The sequence below is a fragment of the Pantoea coffeiphila genome, from assembly GCF_016909495.1.
Classification (GTDB): Bacteria; Pseudomonadota; Gammaproteobacteria; order Enterobacterales; family Enterobacteriaceae; genus Erwinia; species Erwinia coffeiphila.
On record NZ_JAFBFW010000003.1, the window covers coordinates 376,088 to 396,343 of the forward strand.

Below are 20,256 nucleotides of genomic sequence, written 5' to 3' on the forward strand. Positions count from 1 at the left end.
TGGCTAAAAACGCCCTGTCGCCGCAGCGGTCACGATTTGATTTTTCGCAGCGGCTCTCGCACGATAGAGAAAAGAATTTCGGGGTAAAAAGATGTCGATTGGCACTAAACATGCACTTAACTGGACCAGCATTCTGGTGGCGATCCCGGTCGGGCTGGTGGCGTCGCTGGTCACGTTGGGTTTTCGTAAACTGATCGAGCTGATCGACCTGCTGGTATTCAGTGGGGAGCAGGACATCACCGAAGCCATGCACGTTTACCCCTGGTATTTTTGGCCGCTCATCGTCGGCATCGGCGGGCTTATTGCCGGATTTTTTCTGCGCTACGCCACGGCATTAGAACAAAAGGATACTATTCGCACCGACTATCTGGACGTGATCAACGCCCGGCTGGATAGCGTGCCGACCCGCACCTCGCTGTTTCGCGGCCTCTCCTCGCTGGCCAGTATCAGCAGCGGTGCCTCCATCGGCCGGGAAGGGCCGATGGTGCAATTATCTGCGCTGAGCGGCAGCCTGATGGGGCGCTGGCTGTTTAAATCCCTGCCGCTGAAAAACAGCGACGTGGTAGCGATGGCCGCCGCCGCCGGTCTGTCGTCGGTTTATCATGCGCCGTTGGCGTCGGCGATCTTCGTGGCGGAAATCGCCTTCGGCATTTCGGCCATGCAGCGGCTGATTCCGCTGATAATCTCCTCCGGCGTTGCGGTGCTGACCATGTGGTCGCTGGGCTACCGTTCGGCGATTTATCCCTTTTCCCACGCGCAGTTTGAGCTGACGCCGGAAAGCATCCTGCTGACGGTGGGGATTGGTCTGCTGGCCGGGCTGTTTGGCTGGGCGATGATCTGGCTGATTGGTCAGAGCAAGCGGCAGTTCGGCCGTATCGGCAGCCTGCCGCTGCGGCTGGGGCTGGGCGGCGTGCTGGTGGGCGCGCTGGCGATCGGCAGCACGCAGATCCTCGGCAACGGCTATGAGGTGATCGTGCGCATTATGGCGGGCAGCTTCCTGCTGCCGATGCTGGCGGCCCTGCTGCTGCTAAAAATGTTGGCAACGGCGATCTCGGTCGGCTCCAGTGCGGTAGGCGGTCTGTTCACCCCGGCGCTGCTGATTGGCGCGCTGATGGGGCAGCTGGTGGCGCTGGTGGCCATCATGGCCGGAGTGCCGGTCAGCAACGCCGAAGTGTTTGCCGCCGTCGGCATGGGCGCTGTGCTGTCCTCGGTAAGCCAGGCACCGCTGATGGCGATGCTGATGGTGCTGGAAATGACGCTCAACAGCAGCCTGCTGTTCCCCACCATGATCGCCTGCGTGCTGGCGTCGATGCTGGCCTATCGCCTGCAGTCGGGCAGCACCTATTCTGTGGTCAACAGCCACTTCAGCCGTTCTGATGCCAAATTCGATTTTGATAACGGCATTATCTCGCAGTTTATCGTCTCCGGCGCGGCGCTGACGCCGGAGGATTCGGTGGGTAAAGCGCTGGCGGTCAGTTCGCTAAAGCGCGAGCGCTTTGTTTACGTCATCGACCACAAAGGCACCTTCCTCGGCGCGGTTTCGATTCACGATATCTCGCACAAGGTGCTGGATAAGGAGATCACTCTGACCTCGCCGGTGAGCTGCGTGATGGATTCCAGCTTCCCGACCATCTTTGAAAACCAGACCATTCGGGAAGGCTGGGAGGCGTTTGCCCGCATCACGCTGGAGCGCCTGCCGGTGCTGAATAATCCGCAGGAGCGCAAATACGTTGGTGCGCTGACCAAAACCAGCCTGATCCAGAAGGCAAAGGACTTTATCTGATAAAAGGCAGGCGGAAAACATTCGTCATGCAGCATTGAGAACATGGGTGAACTGAGGGTATCTGCTGTGTGGCTGACCAGGTGTTTCGTCAGCATGACAATAGCTAAAGGGGCCTTACCCGCCGGAGGCAGGTAAGGCGTTTGGTCTGTATTAAGTAGGTGTAGAGTCTGTGGCTTGCTGGTTTTTCGCCTGCGTTACGGTCTGGCAATGCGCTTCAGGTCCACGCTGCGCCCGGAGCTACAGCCCGGCAATGCGCCGCAGATCCGCTTCCGCACCCGGGGCTACCGCCAGCACCTGCGCGCCTTTCAGCAGGCGATCGCCTTCGGTATTAAACGGGTGATACCAGCCGCCCGCCTCTTTGACCAGACAATAACCGGCCAGACAGTCCCAGGCGTGCATATAAGGTTCGTAGTAGCCCACCACGCGGCCCGCGGCCACCCAGGCCAACATCAGCGCGCCGGAACCGATGCGGATAAAGTTGCCGCCCGCATCCAGCAGCGAGGCCAGAATTTTCCCCACTTCATCCGGGCTGACGTAGCTGTTGGCACCAAAACCGGTGACGTGGTTTTGCAGCGTGCGGGCAGGGTCAACCTGTAAACGCTTGCCGTTCAGCGTGGCTCCGTGTCCCAGCGCGGCGACGTAGCACTCCTGATAGTAAGGGGCATAAATCACCCCAATCACCGGCACGCCGTCCTGCAGCACCGCTACCGACACGCACCAGTTGGGCATGCCGTTGAGGAACGGGCTGGTGCCGTCAATCGGATCGACCACCCAGGTATAGCCCGACGACCCCGCCTGCAGGCCATACTCTTCCCCCAGAAAACCGTCGTCCGGGTACTGGGCGCGGATCTGCTGGTCGATCATCTGCTCAACTTCCCGATCCGCTTTGGACACCACGTCCTGCAAATCATGTTTGGTTTCCACCACCAGGCTGTCGCGCTGATGGAAATACGCCAGCGCCTTTTCTCCCCCGGCACGCGCCACTTTTTCCGCCAGCGCCAGCCGCGCCAGCAGTGCATCATGGTTTACTGATTCACTCATTATCTATCCTTAAATTAGCCAGCAATCAGGGCCAGGCCCTGCGGTTTAAAATCAATCGCCACGCGTGAGGCCAGCGGCCGCTGCTGTTCCATCTGCGCATCGACAATAAACAGCGGCCCCAGTTCGGTCGCCACCTCATACTCAATGTGATCGCCCAGCCAGGTGCTGTGCGTCACTTCCCCCGGCAGCGCACCAACGCCATCATCGCGCAAAGTGATGAACTGCGGCCTGACGGAGAGCTGAGCCGCGCCGGTTTTCACGCCGTTGCCGCGCACGCGATAGCGCTGGTTGCCGAGCCGTACCAGCGCCTCTGCGCCCTCAATCTGCTCCACTTCGCACGGCAGAATATTGGCCTCGCCCATAAAGTCGGCGATAAACACCGAATTTGGCGCGCGATAGAGGCTTTCCGGCGCGCCCTGCTGGGCGATATTGCCTTCTTTCATCACGATAATCTTATCGGACACCGCCAGCGCTTCTTCCTGATCGTGGGTGACATACACCGCAGTGAAGCCGAGCCGCTGTTGCAGGTCGCGGATATCGGTACGCACGCGGCGGCGCAGGCGCTCATCAAGATTGGACAGCGGCTCATCCAGCAGCAGCACCTGCGGTTCCAGCACCAGCGCGCGCGCCACGGCGATACGCTGCTGCTGGCCGCCGGACAGCTCGGACGGCAGCCGCTGGCCCTGGTTCTCTAACCCCACCAGCTTCAGCCCCTCGCGCGCGCGGTCCTGCGCTTCGCGCTTGCTGATGCCGGAGGATTGCAGGCCGTACATAATATTATCGAGCGCGCTCATATGCGGAAACAGCGCGTAGGACTGAAACACCATCGCCACATCGCGTTCGTTGGCCGGCAGGTGAGTGACGTCTTTACCGCCAATCAGAATGCGCCCGGATGTCGGGTGCTCCAGCCCGGCCAGCAGCCGCAGCGTGGTGGTTTTACCGCAGCCGGACGGGCCAAGCAGCGTGACCAGCGTACCCGGCTCCACCGTCAGCGACAGGTCGGGCAGGGCGTTAAAGCCCGCGAAGCGTTTTGAAACGTGCTCAAACACCACGGAACCGGCATTCAGAGTTGTCATACGGCATTCTCCTGGGTTAAAGAGGTGGAAGCGGGCGGTGCAGGCACATCTACCGGACGGGCAACGCGACGCAGCCGCCGTTCCCCGACCAGCCACTGGAATGCGCCGATAATCAGCAGCATCACCACGATCAGCACTGTGGAGTAGGCGATCGCCACGCCGTATTCGCCGTTTTCTACCAGTCCGACGATGTAGGACGTCGCCATGTTGTACTGCGCGCTCACAAGGAAGATCACCGCGCTGATCGAGGTGATCGCGCGTACAAAGGCATATACCAGTGCGGCGCTGATCGCCGGTTTCAGCAGCGGCAGCACCACCTTACGCAGCGTGCGGAAGCTGTTAGCGCCGAGAGTCAGAGAGGCTTCATCCAGGCTTTTATCCAGCTGGCTCATCGCCGCGATGCCGCCGCGAACGCCCACCGGCATATTACGGAAGACAAAGCAGGCCACCAGAATCAGCGCGGTGCCGGTAATCTCCAGCGGCGGCAGGTTGTAGGCCATTACGTAGCTGACGCCGATTACCGTGCCGGGAATGGCGAAGCTGAGCATCAGCAGGAACTCAAAGGTCTGGCGACCGGCAAACTTCTGCCGCACGATCAGCCAGGCGGTGAGCAGCCCGACGATTGCCGTCAGCGGCGCGGCGATCAGTGCAATCTCCAGCGTGGTCCAGAACGAGTTCCACGCCACACCGCTCCACAGCAGATGGCCCTCGCTAAAGCTGATGCCGAAGGCACGGACGTAGTGATTGATGGTCAGGGAACTGTCCAGCCCCCACGACTGCACAAAGCCGCCCACCACAATCATGCCGTAGATCACCAGGGTGAACAGGCCCCAGGGGATCACCATGCCGTACACGCCAAAACGCAGCGCGCGAGGCAGCTGGCCGTGCTGGCCGCCATCGCCTTTACCGGTGACCGTGGCGAAGTTCTTGCCGCCCAGCCACAGCCGCTGGAGGATAAACGCCGCCAGAGTAAAGCACAGCAGGATCATCGCCAGCACCGCAGCGCGGCTCGGATCGTTTTGCGCCCCGACCACCGAGAAGAAGATCTCGGTAGACAGCACGCCGTGGCTGCCGCCGAGTACCATCGGGTTGCCGAAGTCGGCCATACTTTCGATAAAGCTAATCAGGAAGGCGTTAGCCAGCCCGGGGGCCATCAGCGGTAGCGACACGCGGCTGAAGGTGCGCCAGCGGTTGGCGCGCAGCGTCTGCGAAGCTTCCTCGAGCGAAGGACTAACCCCCTCCACCACGCCAATCAGCACCAGGAAGGCGATCGGCGTAAACGACAGCACCTGAGCAATCCAGATGCCGGTTAAACCATACAGCCAGCGGCCCGGCTCGATGCCAAACAGCGCCGCCAGATGCTCGGTTACCACGCCGGAGCGACCAAACAGCAGGATCAGCGCCAGGCCGATCACAAACGGCGGGGTAATGATCGGCAGGATGGTCAGCATCCGCAGCGCTTTTTTGCACGGCAGCGGGGTACGCGTGGCGGCAAGGGCAAACGCCAGCCCCAGCAGTGTCGATCCCGTGGCGGTCATCAGCGCCAGCCACAGCGTGCGCCATGCCGTGCCGCAGGTGCCGCCGTTTAAGCAGGAGAGGCTCCAGATGGCCGGGTCCTGAATATTGCTGATTAAGCCCGCGGGCTGGAAGCTGCCGTCCACATCCTGCACCGACACCACGAACATGCTCAGCACCGGATAAAGCACAAAGATGCTGACCAGCGCCGTCAGTAGCACCAGCGAGGCCACCACAAAGGCATCGCCCTTCATCACGCCGCGTTCGGCCAGCGCGAAGGAGAACAGCAGCAGAAAGGTGGTCAGCAGCAGCAGCGCACCGGCACCCATCGCCGGCTGGCCGGATTCCAGCGCGCCAAAGCGGTTTTCCAGCCACAGCCAGCTCCAGCCGCTGTAGCCAATCGCATGGCCTTCAATGATTAAAAACAGTACGCCGAGGGCGCTGAACAGCAGCAGCAACCGGCTGCGCGCGCCAGACGGCAGCAGGCCGCAGCCGCCGCACAGCGCAAACAGCGCCACCGCTATTGCCAGCCACGGATGTTCGCCCAGCTGCCAGAGCGCCGGGGCCGTCGCGGCATCGCTCCACAGGCTTATCAGCCAGCCGCCGTCAAAAAAACCGGCCTCAAGGCTGTACCACGGCAGCAGCAGCAAAGCCGCCGCGCCCATTATCAGCGCGCCGGTCAGACGACGATTATTTGCATTCATGACATACCTCGACCTGAAAACCAGGCTGAAGCGGACATCAGGCCGAAGCCACCGCGTATCAGCATCACAAAACGGCGGGGATTACTGCGCGCTGGCACCGATCTCTTTGTCCCAGCGGCTCAGCAGCGCTTTGCGTTTGGCGGAATCGCCGTAGGTTTTGAAGTCGTAGTCGATCAGCTTGATGTTCTCAAAGCGCGGCGCATATTCGGAAATCTCGGCGTTGCGGTTGGACGGCAGCTGGAAGGATTTGGCCTCTTTCATATGTGACTGAGCTTCCGCGCTCAGCGCCCAGTCGTACCAGACTTTGGCATTGGCGAGGTTACGCGCGCCTTTGACGATCGACATTGAGCCAATTTCGTAGCCGGTGCCTTCACACGGCGCAACGGTCTTGATCGGGAAGCCATCCACCTGCATCGCCACGGCATCGTGCATAAACACGATACCGACCGTGGTTTCCCCGCGCGCGGCGGATTTCACCGGTGCGGAACCGGACTTGGTGTACTGGGAAACATTGGCGTTGAGCTTTTTCAGATAATCGAAGGCTTTATCTTCGCCCATGATCTGCACCAGCGTGGCCAGGGTGTTGTAGGCGGTGCCGGACGAGTTCGGGTTGGCGATTTGGATCTCACCCTTAAAGCCCGGATCGAGCAGATCGGCCCAGCAGGTCGGCTCCTTCAGTTTTTTGTCGGCCAGCAGTTTGGTGTTGTAACCCCAGCCGAGCGCTCCGGCGTAGATGCCGACCGTGCGATAGCCGGAGTTTTCAGCCTGCTTCTGCGCCCAGTCCTGCTGTTCGGTCAGCAGCGGTGATTTATACACCTGGGTCAGCCCTTCATCCGCCGCCTGCATATGCGGATCGCCGGTGCCCGCCCACCAGATATCGGTGCGCGGATTGCGCGCCTCGCTGCGCAGCCGCGCATAGGCCTCGCCCGCCGACAGGCGGACCATGCTGACTTTAATATCGGGATGAGACTGGCTAAAAATACGCGTCATATGCTCGCACACCACCACATCCGCCGAGCAGACCATATTCAGATTGCCCGCCGCCGAGGCGGTAAACGGTAATGCAGTGCAACAGAGGGATAGCGCGATGGCCATTGAGGTATATCGCATGATGATCTCCTTGGTTTGTAGGGTTGGTGCTTCACTGGCACCTGTTTTTGCACGTGTGTGCAAAGTAATAATGAACAAGAAATAAACTGTCAAATGGCTTGCAGCTGAATTAGCAGCCCTTGTCACAAAAATATAACAATTGTGATGTTGGTCAGTTTGCACAGCTTTGCAATCTGAGGCAGACTCAATCTCAGCCGGGATTTTGATGGAGAGCAGCATGCAAAATGAGAAAGCAGTGGTGAGTGCGCAGGACGTGGCCGATCGCGCAGGGGTTTCGCGTTCTGCGGTGTCGCGGACCTATACGCCGGGGGCCAGCGTGTCGGAAACGACCCGTGCGCGGGTGATGAAAGCGGCAGAGGAACTGGGCTATCACGTCAATCATCTGGCGCGTGGGCTGGTGCGCAACCGCAGCGGGATTGTCTGCCTGGTGGTGTCTGAAATCGCTACCCCCTACCGCGCGATGCTGGTGCGCTGGCTGACCCAGTTTTTGCAGGAGGCGGGGAAAGTGGCGATGCTTATCAACACCGACCGCTCGGACAACAGCGTCTCGGCGGCGCTGCAGCAGGCGATTAATTTCCGCGCCGACGCTTCGATTATCCTCTCGGGCATGCCGGACCGCGCCATCACCCGCCAGTGCTATAAGCACGGACAGCGCATTATTCTGATTAACCGCGATGAGTCGCTGCCCGGATCGCTGAGTATTAATCTGGATGCACAATCGGCGGCCGAAACGGCGGTGATGGCCTTTCAGCGCGCGGGCTGTCGGCATCTGGCGTTTGCCAACTCACTGGCCGGAACGCCCAGCCTGATGAAGCGCGAAGCCGCGTTTGTCGCGGTGGCGGAACAGGCCGGATTAGCGGTGACGGTCGAGCGTTTTGGTTCCACGTCCTATGAAAGCGGTCAGATTCTGGCGCACCGCCTGCTGACCCGCCAGCAGCGCCCGGATGCGGTATTTTGCGTCACCGATCTGGTGGCCTGCGGCTTTATGGATGAAGCACGGCACCGCTTTGCGGTTAGCGTGCCGGAGGATATCTGTCTGATAGGATTCGATAATATCGTGCAGGCCGGGTGGTCATCCTTCAATCTGACCACTTTCGCCCAGCCGGTAGAGCGCTTTGCCCGCGACGCGGTACAGTGGCTGATCCAGACCGAGCAGGCGGAAAGCGGCTTTACGCCGCAGAGCGAGCAGCAGCACGACAGCCTGGTGTACCAGGCGGATGTGGTGTGGCGCGGATCGGTGCGGGGAGGTTAACATAGGCTCACGCACACCGTAACCCGCGCAGAGTGAGCATGAGCGAGAAGAAAAAAAACTGGGTCAATGCCGAAGATGTCGCCCGCCTGGCAGGGGTATCACGCTCTGCGGTTTCCCGCACGTTTACCCCGGGTGCCTCCGTGGCGGAAAAAACGCGGAAAAAAGTCCTCGCCGCAGCGGAAACGCTGGGCTACCAGGTCAATATCATCGCCCGCACGATGATCACCGGCAGCAGCAACTTTATCGGTATCGTCACCGCCGGTTTCGATAACCCCTTCCGCAGCAAGCTGCTGTCGCCGCTGGTTCATCAGCTGGCGCTGCACGGTTTTATGCCGCTGCTGATGAATGCCGACGATCCGGAACAGCTGGCTCCCTCACTGAAACAGCTGCTCAGCTACCACGTGGCCGGGGTGATTATCACTTCCGGCGCGCCGCCGCTGTCGCTGGCCGAAGAGTATCTGGAGCGTAAGATCCCGGTGACCTTAATCAACCGGGATGCCGATCTGGCAGGCTGCGATCGTGTCGCCAGCGATAACGCGCAGGGTATGCAGCTGATGGCGGATTACTGCCGCCAGCGCGGCTGGAAACACGTTGGGTTTATCGGCGAAGAGCGGCGTAATTTCAGTACGGAAGATCGCTATCAGGCGCTGCTGGCCTGCGCCCCGGACCTGACTATTGCCACGCGGTTTATCCCCGGCGGCGGCTATGCGGCCGGCAAGGCGGCGGCGCTTGAATTACGTTCCAGCCAGGTGCTGCTTTGCGCCACGGATATGCTGGCATTAGGCGCGATCGACGGCCTGCGAACGCTCAACGGCGACAATCCGCTACCCGCCGTCATGGGCTTTGATGATATTCCCCAGGCGGACTGGGACCCCTATCATTTGACGACAATTCAACAGGATACTGAAGGTCTGGCGCAGCAGGCGGTGGATCTTTTGATGACCCGCATTGCCCAGTTCGACCTTCCTTCCCGCCATCGCGCCGTGCCGGTGAAATTAATCATTCGCCAGAGCGCGTAATGAAAAATTAATTTTATGCGGTAGCTCACAGATTATTCTGTGAACTGCCGTCACACTCTCTTTTGCCCTACGGGGCTTATTTTTTGTTAACAAATGCACACGTGTGCATTTTCAGGAGATGTTATGACAACCCGAGAAAACGATTCGCTTTTGGCGCGCTACCGCTTCGCCTGCAGTCTTGCTGAGTCCGGGGGAAAACTGGCTTATGGCTTCTATCAGCAGCGCGACAGCCTGCGGGTCGAACACAAGGGCAGCGATGCGCAGGATGTGGTTAGCCTGGCCGACCGCGAGGTGGAGTCCTTTGTCAAATCACGCATCGCAGAGGCGTTCCCGGAAGACGGATTTCTGGGCGAGGAGAGCGGCACGTCCGATGCACACCAGCGCGTGCTGTGGGTCGTTGACCCGATCGATGGCACCAGCTGTTTCCTCAACGGTCTGCACACCTGGTGCCTGTCGCTGGCGGTGGTGGTTGACGGTGAACCGGTGATTGGCGTGGTGTATGACCCCAATCACCAGGAGCTCTTCCATGCCCTGAAAGGGGAAGGGGCCTGGCTCAACGATCGGAGAATCGCGCCGCATCCGGCAGAAACGGTCGCCGGTGGCGTGATGGGCGTGGGGACCTCGCATCGCGTGACGGCGGCTGATTTCCTGCCGTTTCTCGACCAGCTGCTGCAGCACGGCGGGATGTTTGTCCGCAACGGTTCCGGCGCGCTGATGAGCGCCTGGGCCGCCGCCGGTCGCCTGATTGGCTATTACGAACCGCATATGAATCCGTGGGATGGCCTGCCGGGGATCGTGCTGATGCGCGAAGCGGGCGGGGCCACCAACGATTACCTGGCGGCGGACGGCATTGCGCAAGGCAATCCGGTGCTGTTGGCCAGTAAAACGCTCTATCCACACTTAAAACAATGGGTTGTTCAACCCTTAAACTAACCTGCACGGGTCTGGCATCTGATTGCGTACTCTACATAACACGGAAACAGCCTTCAGGGACGAAGACAAAATCAATCAGCACCGCCTCCGCCCTACGGAGACAAGATGATGTCTGGATTAATCCGTTTTTTCCGGGCCAGCCCGGCGAAAACTACCGCCGTATTCAATGAACAGCGCTTCCGCAGCGTGCGCTGGCAAACGTTTCTGGCGATGACGCTGGCCTACGTAACGTTTTACGTCTGTCGGCTCTCGTTCACCGTGGCGAAAACCGCGCTGGTGGAGCTGGGTATTTCGCCCTCTGAGCTGGGGATGATCGGCTCGGCGCTGTTTTTCAGCTACGCCATCGGCAAACTGGTTAACGGATTTTTGGCCGATCACGCCAACGTGGTGCGCTTTATGAGTCTTGGGCTGCTGCTCAGCGCGGGGATGAACCTGATGATGGGCATGACCACCAACGCGATGATGCTGGCCATTTTCTGGGGCATCAACGGCTGGGCGCAGTCGATGGGGGTGGGGCCATGTGCGGTTTCCCTTGCGCGCTGGTACGGCACCAAAGAGCGCGGCACCTTCTATTCCATCTGGTCGACGGCGCATAACATCGGCGAGGCGCTGACCTACATCGTGATCGCGGCGGTGATTGCGGGCTACGGTTGGCATATGGGCTACCTCTCCACCGCAGCGCTGGGCGCGGCGGGCGTGGTGCTGATGCTGCTGTTTATGCGCGACTCACCGCAGAGCAGCGGCTTCCCGTCGATTCATGACATCAGCAACGAACCGCAGGAAGAAGAAGAGGCCAAAGGCTCGGTGTTTAGCAATCAGCTGATGGCGCTGCGCAACCCGGCGCTGTGGACGCTGGCGCTGGCCTCGGCGTTTATGTACATCGACCGCTACGGCGTGAATTCCTGGGGCATTTTCTTTTTGCAGCAGGGTAAGGGCTACAGCACGGTTGAAGCCTCGGCGATTATCGGCGTGAATGCCGTTGCCGGGATTGTTGGCACCATCGTGGCGGGCATGCTCTCCGACCGCTTCTTCTCGCGCAATCGCAGTATTATGGCCGGATTTATCAGCCTGCTGAATACTGCCGGATTCGCGCTGATGCTGTGGCTGCCGCGCAATTACTACACCGATATTCTGTCGATGGTTATCTTCGGCGCGACTATCGGCGCACTGACCTGTTTCCTCGGTGGCCTGCTGGCGGTGGATATCTCCTCGCGGAAAGCGGCCGGGGCGGCGCTCGGAACCATCGGCATTGTCAGCTACGCCGGGGCCGGATTCGGTGAATTCCTGACGGGCATCATCATCGATAAAACGTCGGTGATGGAAAATGGCACCAAACTCTACGATTTCCACACGTTGTCCCAGTTCTGGGTGGCAGCCGGTCTTATCTCTGCGCTGTTGTGCTTTGTCACCGCCGTGATGGTGGCAAGACGCAACGCCAGCGAGCGCCGCACCCTGTTTTCATCTTAATTACCTCAACAGAAGGAAGACACAATGATGGCAAAAAGACATCAGGCTGCTGCACGCCTGTTTATCGCCGGAACGCTGTGGTTCAGCGCCGCTCAGGCACATGCGGAGGCCACCTATGAGCTGGAAAAAGTGGTGGAGCTTAGCCGCCACGGCATCCGGCCGCCGACGCCCGGTAACCGCACGGATATTGAGGCCGCAACCAACCGTCCGTGGACGCAGTGGAATACCGCCGACGGCGAGCTGACCGGCCACGGCTATGCGGCGGTGGTGAACAAAGGGCGCTGGCAGGGCGAGCACTATCGTCAGCTGGGGCTGCTCACTGCGGGCTGCCCGCAGCCGCAGGACGTCTATGTGCGGGCCAGCCCGCTACAGCGCACCCGGGCAACCGCCGCTGCGCTGGTGGACGGTGCATTTCCCGGCTGCGGCGTAGCCGTTCATCGGGTTGAGGGCGACCACGATCCGCTGTTCCAGACCGAAGCGTTCCCGGCGACCAACACCGATCCGGCAACGCAGCTGGCGAAGGTGAAAGAGGCGGCGGGCGATCTGGCGGCCCGTCAGCAGGCGTTACAGCCTGCGGTGCAGGCGCTGAAAAAAGCGGTGTGCCGGGACGATGCCTCCTGCACCTTCTTTGATAAGCCCTGGCAGATTAAACAGAGTAAAAGCGGCAAAGCCTCCGTTGATGGCCTGAGCGTGCTGGCCAATATGGTGGAAACGCTGCGGCTTGGCTGGAACGAGAATCTGCCGGTGGCCCAGCTGGCCTGGGGCAATATCACCTCATCGGCGCAGATCACCGCCGTTTTGCCGCTGTTAACGGCTAATTACGATCTCAGCAACGACGTGCTTTATACCGCGCAGAAGCGCGGCTCCATCCTGCTTAACGCCATGCTGCAGGGCGTTGAGCAGGGTGTAAATAAGCCGACGGATAACATGCCGGATACGCGCTGGCTGCTGCTGGTGGCACATGATACCAACATCGCGATGGTGCGCACGCTGATGGATTTCAGCTGGACGCTGCCCGGCTACACGCGCGGCAATATCCCGCCGGGCAGCAGCCTGGTGCTGGAGCGCTGGCGTGACAGCAAAACCGGAGAGCGTTTCCTGCATGTCTACTTCCAGGGGCAGAGCCTGGACGACCTGCGCAATTTACAGCAGGTGGATGGCAAACATCCGCTGTTGCGTGAGGAGTGGCGTCAGCCGGACTGCCGGGTAACCGACGTGGGTACGCTGTGCCCGCTGCGTTCCACCGTGAAAGCATTGAGTAAAAACCTCGACCGTAATGCGATCACCCCGGTGGCTTACGCGCTGCCGTGATGTTCAGCACCCGCTGCAGGCCGGTTGGCCTGCAGCACAATCCCTCAGCATGTTCTTCAGACGAACGGCTGCCTCAGTAGAACAGCCTTTCCGCAATCAGAATAAAGATCAGCCCGGAAACCGACAGCACGGTAGTCAGCACCGTCCAGGTACAGAAGGTTTGCTTCATGGTCAGGCCGAAGCTCTCTTTCACCATCCAGAATCCGGCATCGTTAACGTGGCAGGCAATCACGCTGCCTGCGCCCGTCGCCAGCACAATCAGCGCCGGGTCGATGTGAAACATCGGCAGCATCGGCGCCACAATGCCGGAGGTCGTCAGCGCGGCCACGGTGGCCGAACCCAGGCAGACGCGCAGCATCGCGGCAATCGACCAGGCGATAATCAGCGGTGACAGGGTGGAGGCGGCAAACAGCCCGGCGACATAATCGCCCACGCCGCCGTCAACGATCACCTGCTTAAAGGCACCGCCGCCGCCGATAATCAGCAGCATCATGGAAATTTGCGCAATGGCGCTGGTTAGCGTTTTGCCAATCTCTTCCGCGCTGCGGCCGCGGGCAAAGCCCATGGTCCAGAAGGCGATAATCAGCGAAATCAGCATTGCCATCGCCGGTGTGCCGACAAACTTCACCGCTTTCACTGCCGCAGCATCACTGCCGGGGAACAGCAGGTCGACCACCGTCGCCAGCGCCATAAACAGCACCGGTGCCAGCGAAGTCAGCACGCTGGAGAGGAACCCCGGCGTCTCTTCCAGGCGATAGCTTTTCTGCTCGCCGAAGGCGCTGAGGTCGCTCTGCCCCTGGTACACCGCCGGAGCCAGACGATAAAGCACCTTATTAAACAGCGGCCCACAAACAATGGTGGTAGGGATGCCGACCGCAATACCGAGCAGCAGCACGTGACCGATATCGGCGCTATAGGCCAGCGAGATCGCCGTGGGGGCCGGGTGAGGCGGCAGGAAACCGTGGGTGACGTTCAGCGCGGCGGCCATCGGAATGCCAAGATACAGAAACGGCAGCTTCAGCTCGCGGGCGATGGCGTAAATAATTGGCAGCAGCAGGATCAGACCCACTTCGAAGAACAGCGCGATACCCACGGTAAACGAGGCAATCACCACGGCCACCTGAGTGTTCTTTTTGCCAAAGACGGCGATCAGCGTGGCGGCAATGCGGTAGCCGCCTCCGGCATCGGCCACCAGGCGGCCCAGCATGGCACCAAAACCAAACACCAGCGCCAGGTGGCCCAGCTGTGCGCCAATCCCTTTCTCAATCGTTAGCGCAATTTGCGTCGGGTCCATTCCCAGAAACAGCGCCACCAGAAACGAAACGATGACCAGCGATACAAAGGTATTCCATTTTAACGCCATGATGAGTATCAGTAATATTGCGATTCCTATCGCGACAATTAATACAGGCATAGCCAGCTCCAGAGATCATGTTATCGGTAAAGTCGTCAATGCAACTTATAGAATTTATTTTCCGATATGGAGCTTTTTGGAATGTTTATTTGATCTGCTTCGCACTATTTCGCTTAATAAATCAGCGTAAATATCACGTTAATTAACTATTTTCAGCCAAAAAATTAGCCAGTTTTTTGGCTTCGGGGCTATTTCAGATCGCGGAAGTTCAGCCAGATGCGCATATCAAACTCCAGCTGGTGATAGTCCGGTTCCATATGGCAGCACAGCTGGTAGAACGCTTTGTTGTGATCCTTCTCTTTCAGATGCGCCAGCTCGTGCACGACGATCATTTTGAGGAACTCTTCCGGCCCGTCGCGAAACAGCGTGGCGATGCGGATTTCGTTATTACTTTTCAGCTTGCCGCCCTGCACGCGGGAAACGAAGGTGTTTGTGCCCAGCGTGCCCTTCACCGGGTTCTGCTTATTATCAAACATCACTTTCGACAGCGCTGGGGCGTTCTTCAGATAGCGCTGCTTCAGCCCGCCGACGTACTGATAAAGCGATTTATCGTCCTGAATACTGTGCTGGCCGGGATACTTCTTCTCTACCCATGTTGCCAGCTGGCCGCGATCGGACAGCTGCTGCACGCGGGCAATCAGTTCAGTGGGATAGCCATTGAGATAGCGTAATGTTGTCATAACTCTCTAATTAATTTGCGCTGTGTTACCCGATACGCGATATCCATTACGGGTAATTTTAAGAAAAACGTTTACTGTTCGCTCATTTTAGGGGATAAAACGCGGAAATTTTACCACTAAGGTGTTCCCATGAGCCAACTTGAACTAAGCAACCGTATGCTGACGCTGCATCGTTTTCCCCAAATGCGCGAAGAAAGCCCGTTGCAGGCCTGGGATTCGGCCGATGAATATCTGCTGAAACACATCGGCGATGAGGTGACCGGCGGACCCACGCTGATTTTCAATGACACCTTTGGGGCTCTGGCCTGTGCGGTCGCGGGCGAGGGCGTCTACAGCATCAGCGATTCCTGGCTTAACCAGCAGGCGACCCGGCAAAACCTGGCACTGAACGAGCTGGACGAGTGTGATGTGCAGCTGCTGGACAGCCTGGCACCGCTTCCCGCGGCTCCAACGCGGGTGCTGATTAAGGTGCCGAAAACTCTGGCGTTATTAGAGCAGCAGCTGCGTGCGCTGCGTAAAGTCGTCACGCCACAGACGCAGATTATCGCCGCCGGCAAGGCGAAGGATATCCATACTTCCACGCTACAGCTGTTTGAGAAAATTCTTGGTCCAACCACCACCTCGCTGGCATGGAAAAAGGCACGGTTGATTTACACCACTTTCAGCGCTCCGAAGCTGGCGGACAGCGATGTGATCGCCACGTGGCCGCTGGACGGCACCGATTACCTGATTCACAACCATGCCAACGTATTCGCTCGCGGCGGGCTGGATATCGGCGCGCGCTTCTTTATGGAAAATCTGCCGGAAGATATTGACGGTGAGATCGTTGACCTCGGCTGCGGCAACGGCGTGATTGGCCTGACGGCGCTGCGGCAGAACCCGCTGGCGCAGGTTCACTTTGTGGACGAGTCCTATATGGCAGTGGCATCCAGCCGCCTGAACGTGGAGTCAAACTGCCCGGACGACTTAGCGCGCTGCGAGTTTCGCGTAAATAACGTGCTGGCGGGCTATCCGTCCGACCGTCTGCACGCGGTACTGTGCAATCCGCCGTTCCATCAGCAGAACGCGGTCACCGATCATATTGCCTGGCAGATGTTTCGCGATGCCCGCCGCTGCCTGCAGTACGGCGGCGAACTGCGCATCGTCGGCAACCGCCACCTGGATTACTACCACAAAATGAAGAAGCTGTTTGGCAACTGCACCACCGTCGCCACCAATCAGAAGTTTGTGATCCTGCGTTCGGTGAAAATGCGCTGATCGCCAGCGGTGCGGCAGCCATGCCGCACCCTGCGTGCATACCACTCCGCAGCTGTGATCGATGGGCTGCGATGCTTACCGCCGCGCGTTAATTTTTTACGCGAATCCACGAAAAACGCTGCTGGTAGCCGTGCTGGCGGTGCGTGTTGCGCCGGTAGCTGGCCTGCTCTTCCGCCATGCAGTAGGTGCAGATCCCGCTGAGCTCAATTTGCCCCTCCGGAACCCCCTCTCTCAGCGCGATGCGTTTTGCTAACAGCGGCAAATCGAACCACACGCCATCGGTCGTTCCCTGTGCCTGCGGGCGGACTGCCGCCGGATTTGTCGACGGCTGCTCAGACCATGCCATTAACGGTGCCAGATGGTGCGGATCGTCCTGCTCCGCGCGGGCAATCAGGTCCTTTCCCAGTTCGTAGCAGCAGGGGCCAATCGACGGACCGATAGCGATAAACAGCTCCTCCGGCGCGCTGCCGTTCTGGCACAGCTGGCGGATGGCATTAGCCAGCACGCCGCCGAGGATGCCCTTCAGCCCACCGTGCACCGCTGCCACCTGGTGTTGTTTAGCGTCTGTCAGCAGGATCGGCAGACAGTCCGCGGTGTAGACCGCAACGGGGCGATTATCGCTGGCGATCAGCCCGTCGGCCTCCACGCTTTTTACCGGTAGCGCCGTTGCGCTCGGCACCACGCGGGCGCTGTGGCGCTGCTGGTTGTAAATCGTCTCTACCGGGGGCCGTTCTCCGGCGGGTAAAAAGGCGTGATCGAGCCAGTCGAAGCGGGAAAGTAGCGCAGAACGCCAGGAATACGACATCAAAATGCTCCTTAAGGGACGGGCGACAGATTTTTTATACGCCTTCGAGGCTAACGTTTTACGACATTTTGCCAAAATATTTTTCGCTGGCCGTGCATGGATTGATGCTGCGGGTTTAGCTTGCCGCCTGCAATAACAATCTTCCGAGTACAAAAAAGGTTATGCTGCACCACCGGAACGGTATTTCCGGGAACTTAAAGGATTTTTTTGCATGGAGAGCTTTACCGCATGACCAATAAATCGTATCGCCGTTATTCTGCCGCACTGCTGGCGGGCTTTGCAGGGGGTAATGTTGCCAGCTTCGTTAAGTGGGGCAGTGAGAACCCCTTCCCGCCGCGCACGGCCGATCGGGCGATTCCGCCTGTTGAAATGCTCAACGATCTGGGCCTGAACACCGAAGCGATGATCTATCACTGGTCCGGGCACGTGGTGAACTGGGGTGTGGCGGGCGTTCACCACCTGTTTTCGGTTTTTTTCGCCATGCTCTACTGCTGGTTGGCGGAGATCTTCCCGTCGATTAAGCTATGGCAGGGCGTGGCATTTGCGCTGGTCATCACCGTAATTTTTCACGGCGTGGTTTTACCGGCTGCGGGTTGGGCACCGGCCCTGTGGGATCTGCCCGCCGATGAAATCCTGTCCGAAACCTTCGGCCATATCCTCTGGATGTGGACGATTGAAATATTCCGCCGCGACCTGCGTAACCGCATAACCCGCGCCCGGGATGCCGAGGAGCGCCTTGCCACCTCCGCCGGGCGCTGAGGCTAAATCCCCAGCCCCAGTTTAGTTCCCTGCGCAATAGCCCGGCGGGCATCCAGCTCCTGGGCTATATCTGCGCCACCGATAATATGCAGCGGCTTGCCCTGGGCGAGGAGCTGCGTTTCCAGTTCCCGCCTTGGCTCCTGTCCGGCGCAGATAATAATATTATCCACCGCCAGCAGCTGCGCTTCGCCATCGCGCAGAATATGCAGCCCGTCATCATCAATTCGCTGATATTCAACGCTGCCCCACATCTGCACGCCGTGCATTTGCAGGCTGGCACGATGTATCCAGCCGGTGGTTTTCGCCAGCCCTGCACCGGGCTTACCGGGTTTGCGCTGCAGCAGCCAGACCTGGCGGGCGCTGTGAGGCGCGACCGGGCGCGTCAGGCCTCCGGGCCGGGTCAGCGTGCGGTCGATGCCCCATTCTTCGCAGAAGTTGGCGATATCCTGCGGCTCTGATGTTTCAGGCTGCACCAGATATTCTGCGGTATCAAAACCGATGCCGCCCGCGCCGATAATCGCCACCCGCAGGCCGACCGGTTTTTTATCGCGGATCACGTCCAGATAGCTGAGAACCGAAGGGTGATCGATGCCCGGGATGGCCGGGGTGCGGGGCTCAATACCGGTTGCCAGCACCACTTCATCAAAGTCTGCAAGCTGCGCGGCGCTGACGTACTGATTGAGCCGCAGGTTCACGCCGTGGATATCCAGCTGACGGCGGAAATAGCGCAGGGTTTCGCTGAACTCCGCTTTCCCCGGGATCTGCCGGGCGATATTGAACTGCCCGCCCACTTCAGGCAGCGCGTCAAACAGCGTCACCTGATGCCCGCGCGCGGCGGCATTCACCGCGAACGCCAGACCGGCTGGCCCGGCACCGACCACCGCGAGGTTTTTCCGCACGGCTGCGGGGATCAGTGGCAGGGTGGTTTCGTGGCAGGCGCGGGGATTGACCAGGCAGGAGGTGAGCTTGCCGACAAAAATCTGATCCAGACAGGCCTGATTACAACCGATGCAGGTGTTGATCTCATCGCTGCGCCCCTGCTGCGCCTTCAGCACAAATTCGGCGTCGGCAAGGAACGGTCGCGCCATCGACACCATATCGGCGCAGCCGTCATCCAGCACCGCCTGCGCCACATCCGGGTGATTGATGCGATTGGTGGTGATCAGCGGGATGCGCAGATGCTGCTTCAGCGCCTGCGTCACCCAGGCAAAAGCGGCGCGCGGCACGGCAGTGGCAATGGTCGGAATACGCGCCTCGTGCCAGCCAATACCGGTATTGATCAGCGTGGCACCGGCCTGTTCCACCTCTTTCGCCAGAGTGATGGTTTGCTCCAGCGTGCCGCCCTGGTCCACCAGGTCCAGCATCGACAGGCGGAAAATAATAATAAATTCGTCGCCTACCGCCGCCCGTACCGCGCGCAGAATATCCAGCGCGAAGCGGCGGCGGCGCACGTCATCGCCACCCCATTCATCGTCGCGCTGATTGGTGTGGGTCACCAGAAACTGGTTAATCAGATAGCCTTCGGACGCCATGATCTCTACGCCGTCGTAACCGGCCCGTTGTGCCAGACGCGCGCAGTGGGCATAGGCGGCGATCAGCGCCAGGATCTCTTCGTGGCTGAGCGCACGTGGGGTAAAGGGATTGATGGGAGCCTGAATCGCCGAAGGGGCAACCAGGCCGGGCTGATAGCTATAGCGGCCGGTGTGCAGGATTTGCATAGCAATTTTGCCGCCGGCCTGATGCACGGCGTCGGTGACCCGGCGGTGGTGTGCCAGCTGCGACTCATCGTTCAGCACCGATGCACCGGGGCTGACCACGCCCTCCGGCGTGGGGGCGATGCCGCCGGTGACAATCAGCGCCACTCCGGCCCGCGCGCGCTCGGCGTAAAATGCAGCCAGCCGTTCTGCACCCTGCGGATGCTCTTCCAGCCCGGTATGCATCGAACCCATCAGAAAACGGTTTTTGAGCTGGGTAAAACCCAGGTCCAGCGGAGAGAACAGTGACACGCTCATCGTAAATCCCGGAAGTGGTCGGATGAGTTAACTGTAGCGATCATATTACCGCAACGAAAGTGCAGTTATTGGCTTTGTGATGTATGCCACTGATTAAGGTTTCTCCGAAAAGGTAGCA

16 protein-coding genes are annotated in these 20,256 nt (G+C 59.6%); 8 read left to right on the forward strand and 8 right to left on the reverse strand.

All coding sequences use genetic code 11. The annotated features are described in order from the left end of the window. Window positions 1-91 precede the first annotated feature (91 nt). Window positions 92-1,783: a chloride channel protein gene (locus JOE09_RS11490; RefSeq protein WP_105592588.1), complete on the forward strand. Its 1,692-nt coding sequence runs from the start codon at window positions 92-94 to the stop codon at window positions 1,781-1,783. A 237-nt stretch (window positions 1,784-2,020) separates the two neighbouring features. On the opposite strand, the gene JOE09_RS11495 is transcribed toward JOE09_RS11490, so the two are convergent. The 4 genes from JOE09_RS11495 to JOE09_RS11510 form a co-directional block, all read right to left on the reverse strand. Further along, a complete protein-coding gene (locus JOE09_RS11495) occupies window positions 2,021-2,824 on the reverse strand; it encodes an inositol monophosphatase family protein (RefSeq protein WP_205065858.1) in 804 nt (267 codons plus the stop codon). 14 nt (window positions 2,825-2,838) lie between these two features. Beyond that, window positions 2,839-3,900, reverse strand: coding sequence for an ABC transporter ATP-binding protein (locus JOE09_RS11500; protein WP_200543449.1), 1,062 nt, complete (start codon window positions 3,898-3,900; stop codon window positions 2,839-2,841). Beyond that, the gene (locus JOE09_RS11505) at window positions 3,897-6,119 is read right to left on the reverse strand and encodes an ABC transporter permease (protein ID WP_205065859.1); all 2,223 of its coding nucleotides are present in this window, start codon (window positions 6,117-6,119) and stop codon (window positions 3,897-3,899) included. The genes JOE09_RS11500 and JOE09_RS11505 overlap by 4 nt, the downstream gene beginning before the upstream one ends. Window positions 6,120-6,200: 81 nt before the next feature. Next, the gene (locus JOE09_RS11510; RefSeq protein ID WP_205065860.1) at window positions 6,201-7,229 is read right to left on the reverse strand and encodes an ABC transporter substrate-binding protein; all 1,029 of its coding nucleotides are present in this window, start codon (window positions 7,227-7,229) and stop codon (window positions 6,201-6,203) included. 217 nt (window positions 7,230-7,446) lie between these two features. Here JOE09_RS11510 and JOE09_RS11515 point away from each other — a divergent pair, with 217 nt between their 5' ends. From JOE09_RS11515 to JOE09_RS11535, 5 genes are all read left to right on the forward strand, one after another. Continuing rightward, a complete protein-coding gene (locus JOE09_RS11515) occupies window positions 7,447-8,481 on the forward strand; it encodes a LacI family DNA-binding transcriptional regulator (RefSeq protein WP_205065861.1) in 1,035 nt (344 codons plus the stop codon). 38 nt (window positions 8,482-8,519) lie between these two features. Next, a complete protein-coding gene (locus JOE09_RS11520; RefSeq protein ID WP_205065862.1) occupies window positions 8,520-9,500 on the forward strand; it encodes a LacI family DNA-binding transcriptional regulator in 981 nt (326 codons plus the stop codon). Window positions 9,501-9,623: 123 nt separating this feature from the next. Further along, the gene (locus JOE09_RS11525; protein ID WP_205065863.1) at window positions 9,624-10,433 is read left to right on the forward strand and encodes an inositol monophosphatase family protein; all 810 of its coding nucleotides are present in this window, start codon (window positions 9,624-9,626) and stop codon (window positions 10,431-10,433) included. A gap of 108 nt (window positions 10,434-10,541) precedes the next feature. After that, window positions 10,542-11,900: an MFS transporter gene (locus JOE09_RS11530; protein WP_200560276.1), complete on the forward strand. Its 1,359-nt coding sequence runs from the start codon at window positions 10,542-10,544 to the stop codon at window positions 11,898-11,900. Window positions 11,901-11,924: 24 nt separating this feature from the next. Next, window positions 11,925-13,211 carry a histidine-type phosphatase gene (locus tag JOE09_RS11535; protein WP_205065864.1) on the forward strand — a complete coding sequence of 429 codons (1,287 nt, stop codon included), beginning with the start codon at window positions 11,925-11,927 and terminating at the stop codon, window positions 13,209-13,211. A gap of 73 nt (window positions 13,212-13,284) precedes the next feature. Here JOE09_RS11535 and JOE09_RS11540 read toward each other — a convergent pair whose 3' ends face one another. Continuing rightward, window positions 13,285-14,625 (reverse strand): gluconate:H+ symporter, encoded by a 1,341-nt coding sequence (locus JOE09_RS11540; RefSeq protein ID WP_205065865.1) that lies wholly within the window; start codon window positions 14,623-14,625, stop codon window positions 13,285-13,287. Window positions 14,626-14,813: 188 nt separating this feature from the next. Further along, complete coding sequence (locus JOE09_RS11545; protein ID WP_105592578.1) at window positions 14,814-15,305, reverse strand: M48 metallopeptidase family protein; 492 nt, start codon at window positions 15,303-15,305, stop codon at window positions 14,814-14,816. A gap of 129 nt (window positions 15,306-15,434) precedes the next feature. On the opposite strand from JOE09_RS11545, the gene rlmG reads away from it, so the two are divergent. Then, window positions 15,435-16,562, forward strand: coding sequence for a 23S rRNA (guanine(1835)-N(2))-methyltransferase RlmG (gene rlmG / locus JOE09_RS11550; RefSeq protein ID WP_205065866.1), 1,128 nt, complete (start codon window positions 15,435-15,437; stop codon window positions 16,560-16,562). 88 nt (window positions 16,563-16,650) lie between these two features. Here rlmG and JOE09_RS11555 read toward each other — a convergent pair whose 3' ends face one another. Continuing rightward, window positions 16,651-17,367, reverse strand: coding sequence for a purine nucleoside phosphorylase YfiH/LACC1 family protein (locus JOE09_RS11555; RefSeq protein WP_205065867.1), 717 nt, complete (start codon window positions 17,365-17,367; stop codon window positions 16,651-16,653). A gap of 228 nt (window positions 17,368-17,595) precedes the next feature. Here JOE09_RS11555 and JOE09_RS11560 point away from each other — a divergent pair, with 228 nt between their 5' ends. Continuing rightward, complete coding sequence (locus JOE09_RS11560; RefSeq protein WP_105592574.1) at window positions 17,596-18,126, forward strand: YagU family protein; 531 nt, start codon at window positions 17,596-17,598, stop codon at window positions 18,124-18,126. Window positions 18,127-18,128: 2 nt separating this feature from the next. On the opposite strand, the gene JOE09_RS11565 is transcribed toward JOE09_RS11560, so the two are convergent. Then, window positions 18,129-20,138 carry an NADPH-dependent 2,4-dienoyl-CoA reductase gene (locus JOE09_RS11565; RefSeq protein ID WP_205065868.1) on the reverse strand — a complete coding sequence of 670 codons (2,010 nt, stop codon included), beginning with the start codon at window positions 20,136-20,138 and terminating at the stop codon, window positions 18,129-18,131. Window positions 20,139-20,256: the final 118 nt, after the last annotated feature.

Bases quoted from the DNA above. Each gene is read 5' to 3' on its own strand.
- JOE09_RS11560 (WP_105592574.1), top strand. From the start codon at position 17,596: ATGACCAATAAATCGTATCGCCGTTATTCTGCCGCACTGCTGGCGGGC.
- JOE09_RS11510 (WP_205065860.1), bottom strand. From the start codon at position 7,229: ATGCGATATACCTCAATGGCCATCGCGCTATCCCTCTGTTGCACTGCA.
- JOE09_RS11535 (WP_205065864.1), top strand. From the start codon at position 11,925: ATGATGGCAAAAAGACATCAGGCTGCTGCACGCCTGTTTATCGCCGGA.
- JOE09_RS11505 (WP_205065859.1), bottom strand. From the start codon at position 6,119: ATGAATGCAAATAATCGTCGTCTGACCGGCGCGCTGATAATGGGCGCG.
- rlmG (WP_205065866.1), top strand. From the start codon at position 15,435: ATGAGCCAACTTGAACTAAGCAACCGTATGCTGACGCTGCATCGTTTT.
- JOE09_RS11495 (WP_205065858.1), bottom strand. From the start codon at position 2,824: ATGAGTGAATCAGTAAACCATGATGCACTGCTGGCGCGGCTGGCGCTG.
- JOE09_RS11520 (WP_205065862.1), top strand. From the start codon at position 8,520: ATGAGCGAGAAGAAAAAAAACTGGGTCAATGCCGAAGATGTCGCCCGC.
- JOE09_RS11530 (WP_200560276.1), top strand. From the start codon at position 10,542: ATGTCTGGATTAATCCGTTTTTTCCGGGCCAGCCCGGCGAAAACTACC.
- JOE09_RS11500 (WP_200543449.1), bottom strand. From the start codon at position 3,900: ATGACAACTCTGAATGCCGGTTCCGTGGTGTTTGAGCACGTTTCAAAA.
- JOE09_RS11555 (WP_205065867.1), bottom strand. From the start codon at position 17,367: ATGTCGTATTCCTGGCGTTCTGCGCTACTTTCCCGCTTCGACTGGCTC.
- JOE09_RS11525 (WP_205065863.1), top strand. From the start codon at position 9,624: ATGACAACCCGAGAAAACGATTCGCTTTTGGCGCGCTACCGCTTCGCC.
- JOE09_RS11540 (WP_205065865.1), bottom strand. From the start codon at position 14,625: ATGCCTGTATTAATTGTCGCGATAGGAATCGCAATATTACTGATACTC.
- JOE09_RS11515 (WP_205065861.1), top strand. From the start codon at position 7,447: ATGCAAAATGAGAAAGCAGTGGTGAGTGCGCAGGACGTGGCCGATCGC.
- JOE09_RS11565 (WP_205065868.1), bottom strand. From the start codon at position 20,138: ATGAGCGTGTCACTGTTCTCTCCGCTGGACCTGGGTTTTACCCAGCTC.
- JOE09_RS11545 (WP_105592578.1), bottom strand. From the start codon at position 15,305: ATGACAACATTACGCTATCTCAATGGCTATCCCACTGAACTGATTGCC.
- JOE09_RS11490 (WP_105592588.1), top strand. From the start codon at position 92: ATGTCGATTGGCACTAAACATGCACTTAACTGGACCAGCATTCTGGTG.